The following is an 18,507-nucleotide window of genomic DNA, read 5'->3' as shown; positions in this document are numbered from 1 at the left end:
TTGCAATCACCACATGAACGAACAGGAGCGGACATGAGCGTGATCGGTGTCATCGGCGCCGGTGTCATGGGGGTGGGGGTCGCCCAGAACCTCGCCCAGACCGGGCACGACGTGGTGCTCGTCGACAAGGAGGAGGGCATCCTCCGCGAGGCGCTGGCGACCATCGCCCGCAACACCCGGATGAGCCGGCTGATGGGCGGCCCCGCCCTCGACTCCGACGAGGTGCTGTCGCGGATCTCCACCTCGGTTGGCGTGGCGGGGGCGGCCAAGGCCGCCGTCGTCATCGAGAACGTCACCGAGAACTGGGACGTCAAGCGGGAGGTCTACGAGGCGCTGGACGCCGAGTGCCACCCGGACACCGTCTTCGTCGTCAACACCTCGGCCATCCCGATCACCAAGGTCGCCGCCGTGACCCGGCGCCCCGGCAAGGTGATCGGCGTGCACTTCATGAACCCGGTGCCCGCCAAGCCGGCCGTGGAGCTGATCCCCGGCTTCCACACCTCGCCCGAGACCGTCCAGCGGACCCGCGACCTGCTGCAGGCCATGGGCAAGAAGGCCGTCGACGTCAAGGACTCCTGCGGCTTCGTCTCCAACCGCGTGCTGATGCTGACCGTCAACGAGGCGGCCTACCTGGTGCACGAGGGCGTGGCCGACGCGGCCTCGGTCGACGAGGTGTTCCGCAGCTGCTTCGGCCACCCCATGGGCCCGCTGGAGACCGCCGACCTCATCGGCGTCGACACGATCCTCTACAGCGTCGAGGTGCTCTACGAGCACTACGCCGACAGCAAGTACCGCCCCTGCCCGCTGCTCAAGCAGATGACCGACGCCGGGCTGCACGGCCGTAAATCGGGCCGCGGTTTCTACACCTACGCCACGGCCGGCTGATCCCCCTAATTCCCCAGCTTTCGCGACTTTCCAGACTTGCCTGACCTTCCCGACGTTCCCCCAATATCGAGACAATCCAAGGAGAACCGCCATGTTCGACACGGCTCAGGGCCAGATCCTCGAATTCGTCCGCGGCAGGTACCCCCAGGCCGAGATCGACGCCGAGCAGGACATCTTCGCGTTCGGCTTCGTCAACTCGCTGTTCGCGATGGAACTGGTGATGTTCGTGGAGAAGACCTTCGGCATCACGATCCCCAACGAGGAGCTGCGGATCGACAACTTCCGCTCCGCGAACACCATGGCCGCGCTGGTGGGCCGGCTGCAGAACGAGCCGGTCGTCGCATGACGCTCCTCAACGAGGCCCCGGCCGCCGTCGCGGCGGCCGGCTCTGTCACCGGCCCCGTCACCGGCCCTGTCACCGGCCCCGTCACTGGCCCTGTCACTGACCGCGCCTCGGCGCGCGCGTTCGTGGACGCCTGCGTGACGCCGTACGCCAACGCGTACGACCGGGCCGGACGGGTCCCCGAGGACCTGCTTGACCAGGTGGCGCGGGCGGGCCTGTGGGCGCCGTTCCTGCCCTCCGCGTACAGCGGCGCCGACATGGACATGGTCACCCTCGGCGCGGTCCACGAGGAGGTGGGCCGGGGCTGCTCGTCGCTGCGCAGCCTCCTCACCGTCCACACCATGCTCGCGTGGACCGTACGGCGGTGGGGCGACCCCGCGCAGCGGGAACGCTGGCTGCCCGAGCTCGCCTCGGGCGCGACGCTGGGCGCGTTCTGCCTGTCGGAGCCGGGAGCGGGCAGCGACGCGTCGGGCATCGCCACCACCGCCGTCGAGACGGGCGGGGGATGGGTGCTCAACGGCGTGAAGAAGTGGACCACCGGCGGCCAGCGGGCCGATCTGTTCCTCGTCTTCGCCCGCACCGCGACCAGCATCGGCGCGTTCCTGGTGCCGAGGGACGCCCCGGGCGTCCGGGTCGTCCCCATCGACGACATGCTGGGCACCCGCGCCTCGATGCTGGCCGAGATCTCCTTCCAGGACGTCGTCCTCGGCCGGGACGCGCTGCTCGGCCCGAGCGGCTTCACCGCCGGCATGGTGCTGACCGGCGCCCTCGACCTCGGCCGCTACAGCGTGGCCGCGGGTTCCGTCGGCATCATCCAGGCCTGTCTGGAGGCATCCTCGGCGTACGCGGCGGAGCGGACCGTGGGCGGCACGCCGCTCGCGCGGCTACCGCTCATCCAGGCCAAGCTCTCCGACATGGTCACCGACGCCCGCGCGGCCCGGCTGCTGCTCGCCGAGGCGGGCCGGCTCAAGGACGCCGGGGACGCCAACACGATCATGGCGACCTGGGTGGCCAAGTATTTCGCGTCGGTGGCCGCCGCCAGGCACGCCGCCGAGGCCGTGCAGATCCACGGCGCCAACGGGTGCAGCCCGGACTATCCCGTGGCCCGCTACTACAGGGACGCCAAGGTGATGGAGATCATCGAGGGCAGCAGCGAGATCCAGCGGATCACGATCGCCGGCCAGGCGGAGCGGGAGACCACGATATGAGCGTCACCACCGAGGGGCGGCCCGATTCCGCCGTCGCCCCGCCGCCCGCCAAGCCCGCGCGCGGCCGGATCAAGTGCGTCGTCTGGGACCTCGACAACACGCTGTGGGACGGCGTGCTGCTGGAGGACGCCGACGTGACCCTGCGCGAGGCCGTCGTCGAACGGGTCCGCGAGCTCGACCGCAAGGGCGTCCTGCACTCCGTCGCGAGCAAGAACGACCGGGAGACGGCCCTGGCGAAGCTGCGCGACCTCGGGCTCGACGACCTGTTCCTCTATCCGCAGATCAACTGGAACGCCAAGTCGGAGTCCATCCGGCAGATCGCCAAGGCGCTCAACCTCGGCCTGGACGCGTTCGCGTTCGTCGACGACCAGGAGTTCGAACGGGCCGAGGTGGCTCACCAGGCCCCCGAGGTGACGTGCGTCGACATCCTCGACCTCGACGCGGCGCTGGCGACGCCGGAGTTCCAGCCGCGCTTCGTCACGGACGAGTCGGCCCGCAGGCGCGAGATGTACCGGAGCCAGCTCACCCGCGACCGGATCGAGGAGGAGTTCGTCGGCACCAACGAGGAGTTCCTCGCCAGCCTGGAGATGACGTTCACGATCGCGCCGGCCCAGCGGGACGACCTGCAGCGGGCCGAGGAGCTGACCGTTCGCACCAACCAGCTCAACTCGACCGGCCGCACCTACTCCTACGAGGAGCTGGACGCGCTGCGCGAGTCGCCCGATCACATGCTGCTCGTCGCGTCGCTCACCGACAGGTTCGGCTCCTACGGCAAGATCGGGCTGGCCCTGGTGGAGAAGGGCACGGAGGACGGCGCGGAGGACGGCGCACCTGTCTGGCGGCTGAACATGATGCTGATGTCGTGCCGGGTGATGTCCCGCGGTGTCGGGATGGTGCTGCTCAACCACATCATGCGGCTGGCCGCCCAGGCCGGGGCCGTCCTGCGGGCGGACTTCGTGGAGACGGGCCGCAACCGCATGATGCAGATCACGTACGCGTTCGCCGGTTTCCGGGAGGCGCGCCGCGACGGCGCCCGGGTCCTGCTGGAGGCCGACCTGAGTGCCGTGCAGCAGCCGCCGCCGTACGTGCGGCTCGAGATTCTCAAGTGAGGACCCATGACCGTTGATCCCGCAGTGGGGAGCGATCTGGTCGCCCGGTGGCTGCCGTTCTCCGCGCTGACCGGCGCCGAGCCGGGCGCGCTGCCCCTCTACTGCCTGCCGCACGCCGGCGGCGCCGCCTCGGCCTTCCGGGGATGGCAGCGGCGGTTGCCCGGGGTGGCCGTGCAGCCGGTGCAACCGCCGGGCCGGGAGAGCAGGCACCGCGAGGAGCCGTACCGGCGCATGGAGCCGCTCGTCTCCGACCTCGCCGACGTGGTGCTGACCGACGTGGAGCTGTCGGCGGCGGGCCGCCGGTACGCCCTCTACGGGCACAGCCTCGGCGCGCTCGTCGCGTTCGAGCTGGTCAGGGAGATCCGGCGGCGCGGCGGCCCCGAGCCGGTCCACCTGTTCGTCTCCGGCTCGGACGCGCCCCACCTCACCTACGAGGACGGGCCCGAGGTGGCGAAAATGGGCCGGGCCGAGCTGGTCGCCCTGCTGCGCGCGCTCGGCGGGACGCCGGAGTGGCTGCTCGACGACCCCGAGGCGCTGGACATGGTGCTGCCCGCGGTGCAGGCCGACTTCACCGTCAAGGAGACCTACGCCTACCGGGACGAGCCGCCGCTTGAGGTGCCGATCACGGCGCTGCCCGGCGACGCCGATCCGCGCGTGTCCGGGGCCAAGGTGGCCGGCTGGTGGGCGCAGACCTCGCGGGGATTCACCCTGCACCCGATCCAGGGCGGCCATTTCGCGGTGTTCGAACAGGTCGCGCGGACCCACGAGATCGTGGCGGAGGCGCTGCTGCCGTGGCGGTGACGGCGGTCGCCGCGCCGCTCCCGGCCCGGGGCCTCGTGGGGGCGAGGATCTGGCGGATCCCGCTCGACCGGCCAGGCGACCCGGGCCGGTGGCGCTGTCTGTCGGAGGCCGAGCGCCGCCGTGCAATGCGCTTCGCCGCCCCCGGCGAAAGGCGCAGGTACGTCGTCGCCCACGCCGCCCTGCGCACGCTGCTGGGGCGGCTGTGCGGTGTTCCGCCGGAGCGGCTGGCCTTCGGTGCGGAGGACGGTGGCCGCCCCCGCCTCGACCCCTCGTGCCTGCCCCCGGGGGACCGGAAGCCGCCGCCCGACTTCAACCTGTCGCACTCGGGAGACTGGGCGCTGGTCGCGGTGGCCCCGCCCGGCGAGCGCGTCGGCGTCGACGTCGAGCGGATCCGCGCCGACCTGGACCACGACGAGTTGGCCCGGCGCATGTACCAGCCGGAGGAGGCCGCCCGGGTCAGCCGGGCCGGCCTGGGGGAGTACTTCCGGCTCTGGACGGCCAAGGAGGCATACGTCAAGGCCACCGGCGTCGGTCTGGCCGGGCTGCGCGACGTCCTGGTCCGCGAGACCGGCGTCGCCTGCGAGACCGGCGCTGCCTGCGAGACCGGTGTGGTCCGCGTGACCGGCGCTGCCTGCGAGATCGGCGACGCGCGGGAGGCCGGCGTCGTCCGCGATACCGGCACTGCCTACGAGACAGGCGCCGCCTGGGGAGTCGGCGACGGGGCGCGTCCGGACCGCGCCGAGGTGCTGTCGCTGTCCGCGGGCTCGGAGGCTCGGCCGGTGCACTGGCTGGACGTGGCCCCCGGCTACGCCGCCGCCGTGGTGACCGTGCCGTCCCGGCAGGCTCACGCCCGGCAGGCTCAGGGCGTGCGGTCATAACACCTGGGGCGGGTGACGGTCTCGCCAGGGCCTCCAGGTGTCTGTCCCGGGTGTCATGCCCGGGGGGTTCTGTCCCCGGGCACCTTATCCCGGTGGGTGGGTGACCTGGTCGGTCCGGGGTTGGCGGGTGCCGCGTTCGTAGCTGCGGCGGTTGGGGTGGTGGAGGAGGGTCCAGGTGCCGTAGGGGTTGCGGCGAGCGGTATAGCGCTCGGGGTGGGCGAATTTGTCGCGGTTGTGGAAGGTGCAGGCGGGGGCGAGCAGGTCGAGGTTGGTGACGCCGTCGTCGATCCAGCCGTTGACGTGGTCGACTTCGGCCATGGTGGCGGGGATCGGGCAGCCCTGGCAGTAGCAGGTGGCGTACTGCGCGAGCAGAGCCTTCCGCTGGGCCGGGGTGGCCAGCCGCACGGAACGCCCCATGTCCAGGACCTGTCCCTTGGCGTCCATCACCATCCGGGTCAGGCGTGAGGTCCGCGCCAGCCGGTGGACGTCGCTGACCGGCAGCAACTGCCCGGTCGCCACCAGCAGGCCCGGGGCGAGCCGGTCGGGAGCATGCCCGCAGGTGCGGCACGCGTCAGCCCGCGCTCCGGCGGTCCCCTCCTCCGCTCGCGCGTCTGCGTCTGGGTCTGCGTTCGCAGTGGCAGCAGTAGCGACGTCTTCGGCGGTTGCGGCACCGGCGGCGAGCGCAGCATCGGCGGAGGCATTGGGAGGGTCCGGGTCGGTGCCGGTCGGCTCGGCGGTCGACCCGGCCTCCTGCGCTCCGGCCGGCGGGGCGTCCCGTGTTCCGGCCGGCGGGGCCTTCGGTGTGCCGGTGGGGATGAGGATGTCGTCGGGGATGGATTCGGCGCGGACCAGGACGAGGAGTTCGGTGGAGACCTTCTTACTCAACAGCGCGGCGAACGCGTCGGCCTGGCGAACGCGTAGCGGCCGGTCGTCGTCCTTGTCCTTGGGCCGGGCGTAGGAGGTGAGGAACGACCGCAACCGGGCCGCCGCCTCCCGCGGTAGGCGGAATTCCCCTTCCACACCGCCGGTGCTGGACGGGCGGACCAGCAGGAACCGGGACGCGTAATCGTCCTCACACTCTTGGACGAGGGTGCCGGGGTCGAGGATCTCCCGGATGTAGCGGCCGGCCTTGGCCACCTCCGCGCACGACGCGCTGTCGGACAACTGCACCAGGATCTGTTCGGCTTCCTCCGCCTGCTTGTCGGCCAACTTGGCCGTCACCGTGGTGATCGCATCCACCGCTCCACCGGACAGGGAACCATCCCGGTAGCGGGCCTTCACCAGGGGAAGGCGGGCCACCTCACCGGAGATCCGCAACCACCGCGACGCCTGCGCACCCGTCATCCCCGGACCACGCCGCACCACCACCGGCGCTCCCGGTGCCCCTGCACCGGTCTCCGCCGCACCCGACGCGGTTGCCCCCGGTGCGGGGGTGCCCGGTGCAGGGGTGCTTGGTCTGGTTGAGCGGAGCCATGAAGCGGTGGAGGCATGACCGTACGCCTTGGCCTCACCGGTGACATGCGCCTGATGCAACTGCGCCACGAACACCGAACTCAACAGGTCTATCGCTTGGATCAGCTTCTCAGCCGACGGCAAACACACCACCGCACCGCCGCGCCGTTGCCTGCGCGCCATCCGGGCGGCCAACTCCAGCACGATGTCCACATCGTCGGCCGCGTCACCGGGCATGTCACCCGCCGTGTCACCGGCCGTGTCACCGGCGGCGTCAGAGGCCGTGTCACCTGCCGTGTCGCCGTCGCCGGTCGCGTCGTCGGCGAAGCCGCCTCCGCGCGGGTTCACGGCGGGCCGCCCCGCCGGCCGCCCCTGGGAGGGGGAGCGAGGATCCAGACACGTGCCCGCAAGCAGGGGTGGCACCCCGTCCGCCGAGACACGAGTATCCGAGTCGGACGACCCGAGGAAGCCGGCATCCTCCCCCGCCCCGAGCTCCGCGGCGCCATAGATATCGCCAGAGCGGGGAACGCCGCCGACGCCAAAGTCACGAACCGCAGACACGAAGGCACCTCCTCCCCACCAGTCCGATCGTGTGTTCGATACACTACAGACCGTGACTGACAGAAGTCGGCGAACTCCCAACCGGAGCCCCAGGAACTCTCAGAACCCAGCCTAAGAATGCCGCGAAAAATTGACCTTCGGCGCAGGGAAGGTCCACGGGAGTCCGGTCACACATAGACGGCAGACCGCTACCATCGGACGGCTACCGGACCGGCGCGAGCGGAAGCAACTGAGCGATGCCCATCCCCGTGCGCTGCTGGTGCTGACCGGGCAACGCCTTCGATACGGCGATCAAGTAGGTCAACGCTGCGGAGCAGTCGGTGGCACGCATAGCCAGAAAGTTGGCACTGATTAACAAGTGGATGTTCCCTGCCATCTCCTAAGATCGCTGAAGTGAACAGCAGTCGTCACTCCAGGAAGGCAGCGAACTGAAAATGAGAAAGGGCATCGCGCGGGTCACGGTCGTCTCAACTTTCGCCGCATCCGCTCTCGTCGGCGCAGTTCTACCAGCCTTTGCCGGCGACAAGCCGTTTTGCGTCACGGTCACCGTGAACAGCTTCAACAACGTCACAATATACAACAACTGTTCGAGAAGCTGGAAGTTGAAGGTCGTCTGGTCCTACGCTCGCGACTCCGGTTGCTTCACTGTAGGCCCCGGGGGCTCGAAGCTCGTGGGGGCAGAGAATCAGCCGCTGGCTCAGTACGACAAGGTCGTAACTTGCTGATGCGTAGCATGATTTACGGCTGAGTGGCGCAGTGGTCGGCGTCGAAGACGAACGCTGCCAGTGCTCATGAGTTCTGCTACGCGGATGCCCGCGGTCTCTGACAACAGGCGACCGTGGGCATCGCAATGTGTGCGGCGGCGGACGGACAGGTCAACGACGAGACGCGAGACCGGACCCTCTTCAAGATCGTGCGGGTGGCCGGCCGCGGGCGGACGCCCTACCCGACATTCCCGGCGGTAGATCGGTGAATGCGATCGCTTACTTAATTCCCGATTCCGAGGGCGTGCGGTGTGGATGGCCGGCAGAGGTGCGGATTGTTTCTGCAACGTGTCCCGCGCCTGGGCGCCCGGAGTTAACCGGAGGCCCGTTGCTGAGGGGTCGGGCCGGGATAAGACCGAGTAGGTGGTGAAGAAGATTTCATCCGCTCCTTTGGAGGCGGAGTACTTGGTATTGACTGATGGCTCGACACTGCATGGCGAAGTGCTGAGTACATTCTTCTTGCCCGAGTCCGGATAATGCTGGTTCTCGCAACTTGTCCGACAGCACCTTCCGTCGGCGCCAGGCCCGAAGAACAGCATCCCGCCCACGCGATCGTCGACCAGGTCTTCGCCGACCTGACCTGCGGCCCGCTCGGGGCTGAAGCCGTGTGACCGGGCACGGCCAACCGACCGGGCGAGCCTCCCGCCCGGCCAACCGACTGGGCTACGGGGGTTACGACCGTTTCGACACCGGCACCACGTAGCGGCTGAAGACCAGGTCCCGCAGCACGTCGTCGCCGCCCTCGACGATCGACACGTAGCGCATGTCGCGCAGCAGCTTCCCGATGACCGACTCGTGGGTGTAGCCGTGGCCGCCCATCATCTCGGAGGCCGTCGAGGCGATCTGCCATCCGGTCTGCCCGCAGAACATCTTCGTCGTGAGCGCCTGCTTGAGCGTGCCGACCCGGAGGAACTCCTCACCGGCGTCCGGCCGGGTCGCGATCGCGTCGTACGCCCGCGCGGCGGCGAGGCACTGGTTGGACATGACGTCGATCAGCATCTCGAACTGGCCCAGCCGGCTCGCGAAGACCGCGTTCGCGGTGAGCGGGCCGCCCTTCACCGACTTCGACTTGCCGTAGTCCATGCAAACGTCGCGGATCCGCCGGGCCATGCCGAGCGCCGTCGCGGCGATGAGGACGCGGCTGGCGTTCAGCCCGACCTCCAGCAGGCGCAGGCCGTTGCCCCGCAGCGCGTTGCCGGCCGGGACGCGGACCCCCGACAGCGAGACCTGGTAGGTCGCCGACGAACGCAGGCCGATGACGTCCCACCGTTTGTCCACGTGGACGCCGGGGGTGTCGCGGGGCACCAGCACGGCCAGATATCCGGCCGGGTCGTCCTCGGCCCGCGCGATCACGACGAGGAACTGGGCGAATCCCGTGTTAGTGGAGAACGCCTTCTGCCCGTCGAGCACGATCGTGTCGCCCTCGCGCCGGGCCGTGGTGGTGATCCTCGCCAGCTCGCTTCCGGCGGCGTGCTCGCTGCCGAGCGTGGCGCAGAAGCCGTTGTCCGCCACCAGGCGGCCGAGATGGCGCTCCCTGAGCACGGCGTCGCCGTACCAGGCGACCATGCTCGTGGTCAGCACCGGGATGAACAGGGTGAACGCCACTCCCGCGTCGGCGTACGCCAGTTCGGCGGCGATGCGCACACTTTCCTCGAGGCCGAGCCCGAGACCGCCGACGTCCTTCGGCAGCCACCAGTTGGCCAGGCCGGTGGCGGCGAACCTCTCGTACAACGGCATCGGGGCCTCGGCCAGACTGTCGAGGTAGGCGTCCTTGCCCGTCAGCTCGCGGCGGGCGAAGGACTGCACCGTGCGCAGATACTCCGGCTGCCTCATGCCGCGTCCTCTCCCCGCGCGTCGAGCACCTCGGCGAGCTGACGCACCGTCGGATACTCCAGCAGGCCGGTCACCGGCACCGACGCGTTCAGCGCGCGGCGGATCCGGGTGGTCAGCTCGATCGCGAGCAGCGAGTGCCCGCCCAGCTCGAAGAAGTTGTCGAGGGCGCCGACGGGCTCGATGCCGAGCACGCGCGACCAGATCCCGGCCAGCGTGGTCTCGGTGCCCTCGCGGGGCTCCACGTAGGGATTGTTCAGGTCCGGCCGCGGGTGCCGTTCGCGGTCGTCGGCGTCGTCGCCGCCGTCGTGCAGGTCGCCGGTCACCCACTGCGCGAGGCGCGCCTCCAGCGGCCCGGTCGAGATGACGAGGTGCCCGGCCCGGTCGGCGGCCGAGAGCGCCCGCTCGAACACGTCCACACCCTCGGCGGGGGTCATCGCGTAGTCGACGACCGCGCCGCTGTGCCCGCCGAGCCGGTCGGGGTCGATGTTCCAGGTGTCCCAGTCGACCGTGACCCAGCGCGGCCCGCCCGCCACCCGCGTCGCCCGCACGTACGCGTCGAGCGCCGCGTTCGCCGCGGCGTACGGGCCGAGGGTCATGCCCCCGAGGACGCCGGCGATCGACGACAGCGTGATCCGCCGGTCGGGGCACCGGTCGCCGAGCACCTTCTCCAGCACGTGGAAGCCGGTCACCTTGGCCGCCAGGTGCGCCTCGCACTGCCGGCGGTCGGTGAGGTGGGCGAAGGTGAAGTAGGCCCCGTCCTGCACGCCGGCGCCGTGGACCGCGACGTCGATCCCGCCGAAGCGCTCGACCGCCGCGTCGACGACCGCCCGCATGCCGGCCTCGTCGGCGACGTCCGCGGACCGGGCGAGCACCTGCGCGCCCCGGCTCTCCAGGTCGAGGATGTTGCGGATGTGCCGGGCGGCCCGCTCCCCGCCGGGCGGAACGGCGGCCAGGTAGGCGTCCCACTCCTCCCGCGGCGGCAGTTCGGTGCGCACGGTCAGGACCAGGCGGCAGCCGTACGCCGCGGCGAGGTGGCGCGAGAGCACCAGCCCGACGTCGCCCAGCCCGCCGGTGACGAGCACGGTGTCGCCGTCGCGGAACGGCCGGTCCTCGGGCGCGGGCTCCTCGATGGGGTACGGCCGGTAGTGGCGCAGCCAGGTCTCGCCCGCACGGACCGCCATCGGCCCCTCGTACGCGCAGACCGCGGCGGCCAGCACGGCGGCGGCCTGGCCGGGCGAGGTCACGGCCGAGTCCACGTCGACGTGGCGGCACCGCAGCCGGGGGTTCTCCTGGGCCAGGGTCGGGGCGAGCGCGGCGAGCGTGGCGTGCTCGGGATGGCGCAGGTCGGCGCCGGTGACGCCGGCCGCCTGTGGGGTGAGCAGCACCAGTTCGGCTCGCGGCGCGGTCCCGGTGTCGTCGACGAGCTCGCGGGCGAGCGCCAGGACGGAGTGGAAACCGGGCTCCTGCGCCGCCGCGAAGTGCCCGACCGGGTCGGTCCCGGGTTCAGGCTCGGCGGCCCCGAGGCTGAACGCGTGGACGATCGTCCGCGGGCCGCTGACCAGGGAGCGGAACAGCTCGGTCATGTCCCCGGCTTCGCCGGCACGGATCGTGAAGTCGCCGGTGTCCTCCTGCTCGAACCTGTCGCCCGCGCGTACGGCGGTCACCTCGGCCCCGGCCTCGGCGAGCCGCTCGATCAGGGCCTCACCCCGGGCGTCGCCGGAGAGGACCAGCCAGGGCCCGGCCATGCGCAGCCGCTCGTCGAGACCCGCGGTGGGCAGCGGACGGGGCAGCCAGGCCGGCAGATAGGTCCACTGCGCGCGGTCGAAGTTCTTCCCGGTGCTCGCCGGCGCCTGGAGACGGGCCGGGTCGGCGTCGATCCAGAACCTGCGCCGCTGGAAGGGATAGGTGGGCAGCTCGACGCGGCGGCCCCGCCCGCGGTGCAGCGTCGCCCAGTCGATCGCGCCGCCCGCGAGCCACAGCCGGGCGACCTGGGCGAGCAGCCACTCGGCGGCGCCGGTCCCCTCCGCCGGGACGACCTCGACCTCCTCGACCGCGCCGGTCCCGCCGTCGCCGCGCGCCACGTGCACGCCCAGCCCGGCCAGGCCGTCGGCCAGCGCGCTCAGCGCCTCCTCGCGGCCGGTGGGACCGGACGGCGCTGGGGTGCCGCGCAGCACGGCGTTGACGGCGGCGTGCAGCTCGGCCCACCAGCCGGCCGGGATCTCGCCGCCCGGCACGGTCAGCCGCACCTGCGGGTTGCGCCGCTGGGTCTTGCCGTCGATCCACCGGGAGGGGTCGGCCAGCGCGGCCACCGCGTCGTCGTGGTCGCGGCAGACCACGGCCCGGCGCAGGGCGAACCCGCCCCGCGAGACCTGCAGGGTGAACGCCACGTCCGCGATGTCCTCGGCGTCCCCGGCTCTTACGGCTCCGGGGGACACAGCGGCGAGGTGGAGGCGGAGCCGTTCGGTGAGGTCCGTGAGCGCCCGGTCGTCGGCGGCGGAGAACACCAGCAGGTGCGGGCCCGGCCGGGGCGGCCGGGCCGGGCGGGCGGGGGCCTGCTCCAGCACGACGTGCGCGTTGGTGCCGCCCAGGCCGAAGGAGCTGACCCCGGCGCGGCGCGGGTGCGGGCCGACCGGCCAGGGCCGGTCCTCCCGGAGCACGGTGAACCGGTCGCCCGCGGAGGCGAGCGCCGGGTTGGGCGTCTCGTAGCCGGGGACGCCGGGAAGCACCCCGTGTTTGAGCGTCAGGGCGGCCCGGATGAGACCGGTGACGCCGGAGGCGCGGTCGAGGTGGCCGAGGCTGGGCTTGAGCGACCCGAGCACGCACGGCGTCGCGCGGCCCTCGGTGAACACCCGGCTCATCGCCGCCAGCTCGATCGAGTCGCCCAGCATGGTCCCGGTGGCGTGGCACTCGACGTATCCCACCGTGTCCGGCTTGACCCCGGCGACGCCCAGCGCGGCCTCGACGACCTCGGCCTGGCCGTCCACGCCGGGGGCGGTGTAACCGGCGCGCAGCCTGCCGTCGTTGTTGGACGCCGAGCCGAGGATCACGGCGTGGATGACGTCGCCGTCGTTCAGCGCGTCCGACATGCGTTTGAGCGCGACGGAGGCGACGGCGCTGCCCATCACGGTGCCGCCGGCCTCGGCGTCGAAGCTGCGCACCCGGCCGTCGGGCGACAGGATGCCGCCCTGCTCGTAGAGGTAGCCGCTCGGCTGCGGCAGCGGCGTGAACGCCCCGCCGGCCACCGCGACGTCGCACTCGTACGTCAGCAGGCTCTGGCAGGCCAGGTGCACGGCGACGAGCGAGGTCGAGCAGAACGTCTGCACCGACACCGCGGGGCCGCGCAGGCCGAGCTTGTAGGAGACCAGTGAGGCGAGCGAGTCGCGCTCGTTGCCGATCGCCATCAGCAGCGCCCCGCCCGGCTGGGCGGTGATGTGCTGGATGTTCTGCACGATGTAGTCGGGGAAGCCGCAGCCGCCGAAGACGGCGACCTGACCGGGGACGTCGGTGGGGCAGTAACCCGCGCCCTCCAGCGCCTCCCACGAGCATTCGAGGAACAGCCGGTGCTGCGGGTCCATGGTCTCGGCCTCGCGCGGGTTGACGCCGAAGACGCCGGCGTCGAACCGGTCGAACCCGTCGATCGGGCCGCCCACCCGGACGTACCGCGGGTCGGCGATCCGGCCCGGCTCGACGCCCGCCTCGCGCAGCTCCTCGTCGGTGATCGTGCGCAGGCCCTTCACCCCGGCGAGGAGGTTGGCCCACAGGTCGTCGACGGTCGAGGCGCCGGGGAAGCGCCCCGACATGCCGATCAGGGCGACCGCGGAGCCGTAGTCGATCTCGGTCATGACGTCCTTCCGCTTCTGAGCATGGAGCGCCGCTGGGCGATGCGCGATCGCTGCTGTTCGCGGGCCTCGGCCTGCCGGTCGTCCGGCTCCTGGCCGGCGGTCGCCGCCTCGGCGAGGGAGGCGATGGTGGGCGACTGGTAGAGGATGTGCGGCGGCAGGTAGGAGAGGCCGAGGGCCCGCCGGACCTCCGCGATGATCTCCATGCCGAGCAGGGAGTTGCCGCCGAGCTCGAAGAAGTTGTCGTGCGCGCCGACCTGTTCGAGGCCGAGCGCCTCACCCCACACCTCGGCGATCTTCTCCTCGGTCGGCGACTGCGGCTCGACGTACGGAGTGGACAGCTCCGGCCGCGGATGGCGGCCGAAGGCGTCCCGGATCTTCTTGACCGTGGCCTGGTGGCTCTCGATGGACGACCGCCGGCTCATCGCGACCAGCGGGGAGAAATCCTGCGTGGACGCCACGACATGGGGCTCGCCGCCGGCCAGCGCCCGCAGCAGGGTCTGCCACCCCTGGTCGAAGGTGAGGCCGAAGTTCTCCCGATACCAGGTGAAGTACTGCCGGGAGCCCTCGTCGTAGTTCTCCAGGCCCTCGGTCCAGCCGTTCCACGTCCACTCGCACCAGTCGATCGACGTGACGACGGTGCCGGGCAGCGGATCGCTGAGCGCGAAGGAGTCGAGGAACGCGTTCGCCGCGCAGTAGTCGACCTGGCCTGCGCCGCCGCCGGTGGCGGAGGTGGTGGAGGAGAACAGGGCGAGGAAGTCGACCGGCACCTCGCGCAGCACCTCCGCCAGGGCCAGGGTGCCGGCGACCTTCGGGGCGAGCACGCGGTCCATGTCGGCGACGGTCTTGAACTGCATCAGGCCGACCGCGGGCACGCCCGCGCAGTGCACCACGCCGTTCAGCTCGCCGAACCGCTCGACCGCCTCGCCCACCGCCCGCCGTACGTCCTCGGTGCGGGAGACGTCGCCGGCCACGGTGAGCACCTCGGCGCCCGACGCCTCCAGCCGGAGCAGGCCCTCCAGCCTGCGCCGCACCTCGTCGGCCGTGGTGTCGGCCGACAGGATGGCGGGCCACTGCTCGCGCGGCGGTACCGGGGTGCGGCCGAGCAGGACCAGCCGCGCCCGGTAGTGCTCGGCCAGCCGCTCGGCCATCGCCAGGCCGATGCCGCCGAGCCCGCCGGTCACGAGATAGACGCCGCCGGGCCTGACCTGGGCGGCGGGCGGGGCCGCCTCGATGACGGCGGCGTCCAGTACCTCGTAGTCGGGGATCCAGCGGCGTCCGCCGCGCAGCGCGACGACCTGGTCGTCCGGCTCGGCGGCCAGCTCGGCGAGCAGCGCAGCGGGGTCGTCCCGGCCGGGGCCGTCCAGGTCGATCACGCGGGTCCGCACGCGCGGATACTCGACGGGGATGAGCCGGGCCGGGCCGAGCAGCGTGCCCTGCGCGGCCTCGACGCGGTCTCCGGGAAGCACCCGCTGGCCGCCGCCGGTGACGATGTCGAGCGACCAGGAGGGCAGGCCGATGTCACCCGCCGCGCGGGCGAGCGCGACCAGGCTGTGGAGCCCGCGCTGGAGCGTCTCCGCGGCGGGCCGCCCCGGATCGGCGCACCACAGGTGCACCACCCGCTCGGGCGTCCAGTCGCGTTCGGCGAGCACGCGCAGCGCGGCCGAGGCGTCCTCGGGGGAGCCGGGCCGCACCCGGATGCCGTCCGCATCGCTGGAGAAGGCGTCGCCGGGCCGTACGAACACCACCTCGCGGCCGGCCTCCGCGAGCCGCCGCGCCAGCGGGGCGGCCAGCGCGTCGGCGAGCCCGGAGTCGGTGTAGACCAGCCAGCGGTCCGCCTCGTCCTCCCGGGCGGGACGGGTGGTGGTCTGACGCCAGACCGGGGTGTGGATCCAGCGGGTGTCGGGCAGCCGCGGGTACGCCTTGGCGATGCTCGTGGGGTCGTTCTCGTCGATGACAGGCGCCCCCGAGCTCAGCGCCGAGGGGTCGATCTCCAGCCAGTAGTCCTGGTGCTCGAACGGGTAGGTCGGCAGCGGCACCCGGCCCGGCGTCCAGCCGTCCTCGGCGTGCAGCGCGGCCCAGTCGACGGGCACCCCGGTCAGCCACAGCTTGCCGACGCCGGTGGCCAGAGCGGTCGCCGCGTCCTGCGGGTCGTTCGCGCCGGGGAGAGTGGTGACGATGAGCGGCCACTGGTCGCGCTCGCAGGCGGGGTGGCCGCGGGTCAGCGCGCCGAGCGACTGGCCGGGGCCGATCTCGGCGAGCGCGAGGTCCTTGACGGCCAGGACCCGTTCCAGCGCCGCGCCGAACTCGACGGTCTCGCACATGTGGCGGGCCCAGTAGCCGGGGTCGGTGACGACCTCGGCGGTGGCGATCTCACCGGTCACGTCGCTCAGGTACGGCAGGACGGGCGGGTTGAGCGTGACGTTGTCGGCGATCCACGCGGTGAGCTCGGCGGCGATCGGCTGGAGCATCCGCGAGTGATACGCGTGCGTCGTGTCGAGCCGCCGGTTGCCGATCTTCAGGTCGCGCAGCAGGGCCGCCGCCGCCTCCACCGCCCCCGGCGGGCCGGCCAGCACGGTCTGCGAGCCGGTGCGGATCGCCACGTCGAGGTCGCGCGTGAACAGGTCGCCGAGCACGGCGCGCAGCCGTCCCTCGGCGGCGGAGACCGCGAGCATCGCGCCCTCGGGCTGCGCGGAGATCAGCTTGGCCCGGTAGGCGACCAGGCGGAGCGCGTCGGGCAGCGACAGCACGCCCGCCAGGCAGGCCGCGACGTACTCGCCAAGGCTGTAGCCCACCATGATCTCCGGCCGCAGGCCCCACCGCATCAGCAGGCGGGCCAGGGCGTACTCGGCGACGAAGACGGCCGGCTGGACGAGGTGGGCCTCGGCGGCCGGGCGGGCGGCGGCGGGCTCGGCGCGGCCGAGCATCCGGGCGAGGTCGCCCGCGGCCGCCGGATCCCGCTCGGCCGGGGTGAAGACGTCGGACAGCTGGGCCGGGTCGGTCAGCCCCAGCACGGCCAGGCACTCGTCGACGTCGGCACGGAAGCTCGGCTCCTCCGCGTACAGGCCGGCCACCATCCCGGGGTACTGCTCGCCGACCCCGGCGATGAGGAAGCCGGCCTTCCGGCCCACGGTCGCGTCGGTCCGGCCGAGCGCCCCCACGGGGTCGCCGAGGCGCGCGGCGGCCTCCTCCGCGGAGGACGCGACGACGAACCGGCGGTGCTGGAAGACCTTGCGCCCGGTCTGCAGCGTGTAGGCGACGTCGCCGAGGTCGTCGGCCGCGCCGGCCAGCCGCTCGGCGAGCCGCTCGCGGGCCCGGTCGGCCGCCGCCGTGGAGCGCGCGGAGAACGGCAGGACCTGCACGCGCCGTCTGCGCGTCTCGCGCGGCGCGGGTTCGGGTGCCTCCTGGACGATGACGTGGGCGTTCGTGCCGCCCATGCCGAGCGAGCTGACGCCCGCGATCCGCGGCCGGTCCGCCGTGCGGGGCCAGGGCGTCGGCGCGGCGGTGACCCGGAAGGGGCTGTTCGCGAAGTCGATCTCCGGGTTGGGGGAGCGGTAGTGCAGGGTGCCGGGGATCAGGTCGTGGCGGAGCGACTGGACGACCTTGATCAGGCCGGTCGCCCCGGAGGCCCGGTCGAGGTGGCCGACGTTGGGCTTGATCGACCCGAGCAGGCAGTACTGCTTGTCGAGGGGCTGCTTGTCTGCCTTCTGCCTGTCTGCGGCCCGCCTGTCGGCGGATCGTGTGCCGGCGGCGGTGCCGAAGGCGCGGGTGAGCGCGGCGACCTCCATCGGGTCGCCCACCTCGGTCGCGGTGCCGTGCGCCTCGACGTACGAGACGTCCCGGGGATCGACCCCGGCGCGCGCGAGGGCGGAGGAGACGCAGCGGCGCTGGCCGTCGACGCTCGGCGCCAGGTAGCTGAACTTCATCGCGCCGTCGTTGTTCACCGCCGAGGCGCGGATCACGGCGAGCACGGTGTCACGGTCGGCCACGGCGTCCGAGAGCCGCTTCAGCGCGACGACCGCGGCGCCGTCGCCGAACATGCTGCCCCGGCCCTCGGCGTCGAACGTGCGCACGTGCCCGTCGGGCGACTCCTGGCCGCCCTCCTCCCACAGGTAGCCGACGCGGTCGGGGATCCGCACCGACACGCCGCCCGCGAGCGCGATGTCGCACTCGCGGCGGCGCAGGCTCTCGCTGGCCAGGTGGACGGCGACGAGCGAGGTGGAGCAGAACGTCTGGACACTGACGCTCGGCCCGTCGAGGTCGAGCCGGAAGGAGACGTTCGTGCAGAGCGAGTCCTTGTCGTTGCCGATCATCAGGGCGGAGGTGTCGATGCCCATCTCGAAGGCCCGCAGCCGGGTGAGCAGGTAGCCGCTGATGTTCATGCCCGCGAACACGCCGACGCTGCCGCGGCCCTCGGGCCTGCCGTAGCCGGCGGACTCCAGCACCTCCCACACGCACTCCAGGAAGATGCGCTGCTGGGGGTCGGCCAGCGTCGCCTCCCGCGGGTTGTAGCCGAAGAACTCGGCGTCGAACCCGCGGATGTCGTCGAGGATCGGCCGGGTTCTGACGTAGTTGGGCCGCTGGAAGGTCGTGGGACCGACCCCCGCGGCGATCAGCTCGTCGTCGGTGAACGCCGTGAACGACTCCACCCCGGTGCTGATGTTGCGCCAGAACGTCTCGACGTCGGAGGCGCCGGGGAACCGGCCGGCCACCCCGATGACGGCGATGGCATCCGCCCCGCCGTCGTCGGTCCCGCCGGTCCCGCCGTCACCGGCGCTGCCGGCGTCGCCCGGCGACTTGTGCTGATCCATCCACATGCCCCTCTTCGCTGGAG

12 protein-coding genes are annotated in these 18,507 nt (G+C 72.2%); 7 read left to right on the top strand and 5 right to left on the bottom strand.

The features are described from left to right. Nucleotides 1-33: 33 nt before the first annotated feature. From JOL79_RS28630 to JOL79_RS28605, 6 genes are all read left to right on the top strand, one after another. The gene (locus JOL79_RS28630; protein WP_210159014.1) at nucleotides 34-885 is read left to right on the top strand and encodes a 3-hydroxyacyl-CoA dehydrogenase family protein; all 852 of its coding nucleotides are present in this window, start codon (nucleotides 34-36) and stop codon (nucleotides 883-885) included. A gap of 91 nt (nucleotides 886-976) precedes the next feature. Continuing rightward, complete coding sequence (locus tag JOL79_RS28625; protein ID WP_210159013.1) at nucleotides 977-1,231, top strand: acyl carrier protein; 255 nt, start codon at nucleotides 977-979, stop codon at nucleotides 1,229-1,231. After that, nucleotides 1,228-2,436: an acyl-CoA dehydrogenase family protein gene (locus JOL79_RS28620; protein ID WP_210159012.1), complete on the top strand. Its 1,209-nt coding sequence runs from the start codon at nucleotides 1,228-1,230 to the stop codon at nucleotides 2,434-2,436. Before JOL79_RS28625 ends, JOL79_RS28620 begins: the two co-directional genes overlap by 4 nt. Next, the gene (locus tag JOL79_RS28615) at nucleotides 2,433-3,545 is read left to right on the top strand and encodes an HAD-IIIC family phosphatase (protein ID WP_210159011.1); all 1,113 of its coding nucleotides are present in this window, start codon (nucleotides 2,433-2,435) and stop codon (nucleotides 3,543-3,545) included. Before JOL79_RS28620 ends, JOL79_RS28615 begins: the two co-directional genes overlap by 4 nt. A 6-nt stretch (nucleotides 3,546-3,551) precedes the next feature. Next, on the top strand, nucleotides 3,552-4,346 hold the full coding sequence (locus JOL79_RS28610; RefSeq protein ID WP_210159010.1) for a thioesterase II family protein: 795 nt from the start codon (nucleotides 3,552-3,554) through the stop codon (nucleotides 4,344-4,346). Continuing rightward, a complete protein-coding gene (locus JOL79_RS28605) occupies nucleotides 4,337-5,224 on the top strand; it encodes a 4'-phosphopantetheinyl transferase family protein (protein ID WP_210159009.1) in 888 nt (295 codons plus the stop codon). Before JOL79_RS28610 ends, JOL79_RS28605 begins: the two co-directional genes overlap by 10 nt. Nucleotides 5,225-5,308: 84 nt before the next feature. Here JOL79_RS28605 and JOL79_RS28600 read toward each other — a convergent pair whose 3' ends face one another. Further along, the gene (locus JOL79_RS28600) at nucleotides 5,309-7,024 is read right to left on the bottom strand and encodes a DUF222 domain-containing protein (protein ID WP_210159008.1); all 1,716 of its coding nucleotides are present in this window, start codon (nucleotides 7,022-7,024) and stop codon (nucleotides 5,309-5,311) included. Nucleotides 7,025-7,671: 647 nt separating this feature from the next. Between JOL79_RS28600 and JOL79_RS28595 the strand changes: the two genes are divergently transcribed. Next, a complete protein-coding gene (locus JOL79_RS28595) occupies nucleotides 7,672-7,962 on the top strand; it encodes an alpha-amylase inhibitor (protein ID WP_210159007.1) in 291 nt (96 codons plus the stop codon). Here the strand turns inward: JOL79_RS28595 and JOL79_RS35900 are convergent. The 4 genes from JOL79_RS35900 to JOL79_RS28580 all read right to left on the bottom strand — a co-directional run bounded on the left by JOL79_RS35900 (nucleotide 7,935) and on the right by JOL79_RS28580 (nucleotide 18,484). Continuing rightward, nucleotides 7,935-8,540 (bottom strand): DUF6342 family protein, encoded by a 606-nt coding sequence (locus JOL79_RS35900; RefSeq protein WP_372446819.1) that lies wholly within the window; start codon nucleotides 8,538-8,540, stop codon nucleotides 7,935-7,937. The genes JOL79_RS28595 and JOL79_RS35900 overlap by 28 nt on opposite strands. Before the next feature lie 133 nt (nucleotides 8,541-8,673). After that, entirely contained in the window at nucleotides 8,674-9,834 is a 1,161-nt protein-coding gene (locus JOL79_RS28590) for an acyl-CoA dehydrogenase family protein (protein WP_210159006.1), read from the bottom strand. Beyond that, nucleotides 9,831-13,676, bottom strand: a complete 3,846-nt coding sequence (locus JOL79_RS28585) for an SDR family oxidoreductase (RefSeq protein ID WP_210159005.1) — start codon at nucleotides 13,674-13,676, stop codon at nucleotides 9,831-9,833. The genes JOL79_RS28590 and JOL79_RS28585 overlap by 4 nt, the downstream gene beginning before the upstream one ends. Further along, the gene (locus JOL79_RS28580; RefSeq protein ID WP_210159004.1) at nucleotides 13,673-18,484 is read right to left on the bottom strand and encodes a type I polyketide synthase; all 4,812 of its coding nucleotides are present in this window, start codon (nucleotides 18,482-18,484) and stop codon (nucleotides 13,673-13,675) included. Before JOL79_RS28580 ends, JOL79_RS28585 begins: the two co-directional genes overlap by 4 nt. Between the last annotated feature and the right edge of the window lie 23 nt (nucleotides 18,485-18,507).

The sequence above is a fragment of the Microbispora oryzae genome (genome assembly GCF_017896165.1).
In the GTDB taxonomy this organism is placed as follows: domain Bacteria; phylum Actinomycetota; class Actinomycetes; order Streptosporangiales; family Streptosporangiaceae; genus Microbispora; species Microbispora oryzae.
The sequence above is the reverse complement of the archived record's forward strand: the minus strand, read 5'-3'. Positions and strand labels throughout refer to the sequence as shown.

What these genes read in the sequence shown, in the direction of transcription:
- JOL79_RS28580 (WP_210159004.1), bottom strand. Translation starts at nt 18,484, where the DNA reads ATGGATCAGCACAAGTCGCCGGGCGACGCCGGCAGCGCCGGTGACGGC.
- JOL79_RS28590 (WP_210159006.1), bottom strand. Translation starts at nt 9,834, where the DNA reads ATGAGGCAGCCGGAGTATCTGCGCACGGTGCAGTCCTTCGCCCGCCGC.
- JOL79_RS28610 (WP_210159010.1), top strand. Translation starts at nt 3,552, where the DNA reads ATGACCGTTGATCCCGCAGTGGGGAGCGATCTGGTCGCCCGGTGGCTG.
- JOL79_RS28625 (WP_210159013.1), top strand. Translation starts at nt 977, where the DNA reads ATGTTCGACACGGCTCAGGGCCAGATCCTCGAATTCGTCCGCGGCAGG.
- JOL79_RS28620 (WP_210159012.1), top strand. Translation starts at nt 1,228, where the DNA reads ATGACGCTCCTCAACGAGGCCCCGGCCGCCGTCGCGGCGGCCGGCTCT.
- JOL79_RS28595 (WP_210159007.1), top strand. Translation starts at nt 7,672, where the DNA reads ATGAGAAAGGGCATCGCGCGGGTCACGGTCGTCTCAACTTTCGCCGCA.
- JOL79_RS35900 (WP_372446819.1), bottom strand. Translation starts at nt 8,540, where the DNA reads ATGCTGTTCTTCGGGCCTGGCGCCGACGGAAGGTGCTGTCGGACAAGT.
- JOL79_RS28615 (WP_210159011.1), top strand. Translation starts at nt 2,433, where the DNA reads ATGAGCGTCACCACCGAGGGGCGGCCCGATTCCGCCGTCGCCCCGCCG.
- JOL79_RS28630 (WP_210159014.1), top strand. Translation starts at nt 34, where the DNA reads ATGAGCGTGATCGGTGTCATCGGCGCCGGTGTCATGGGGGTGGGGGTC.
- JOL79_RS28585 (WP_210159005.1), bottom strand. Translation starts at nt 13,676, where the DNA reads ATGACCGAGATCGACTACGGCTCCGCGGTCGCCCTGATCGGCATGTCG.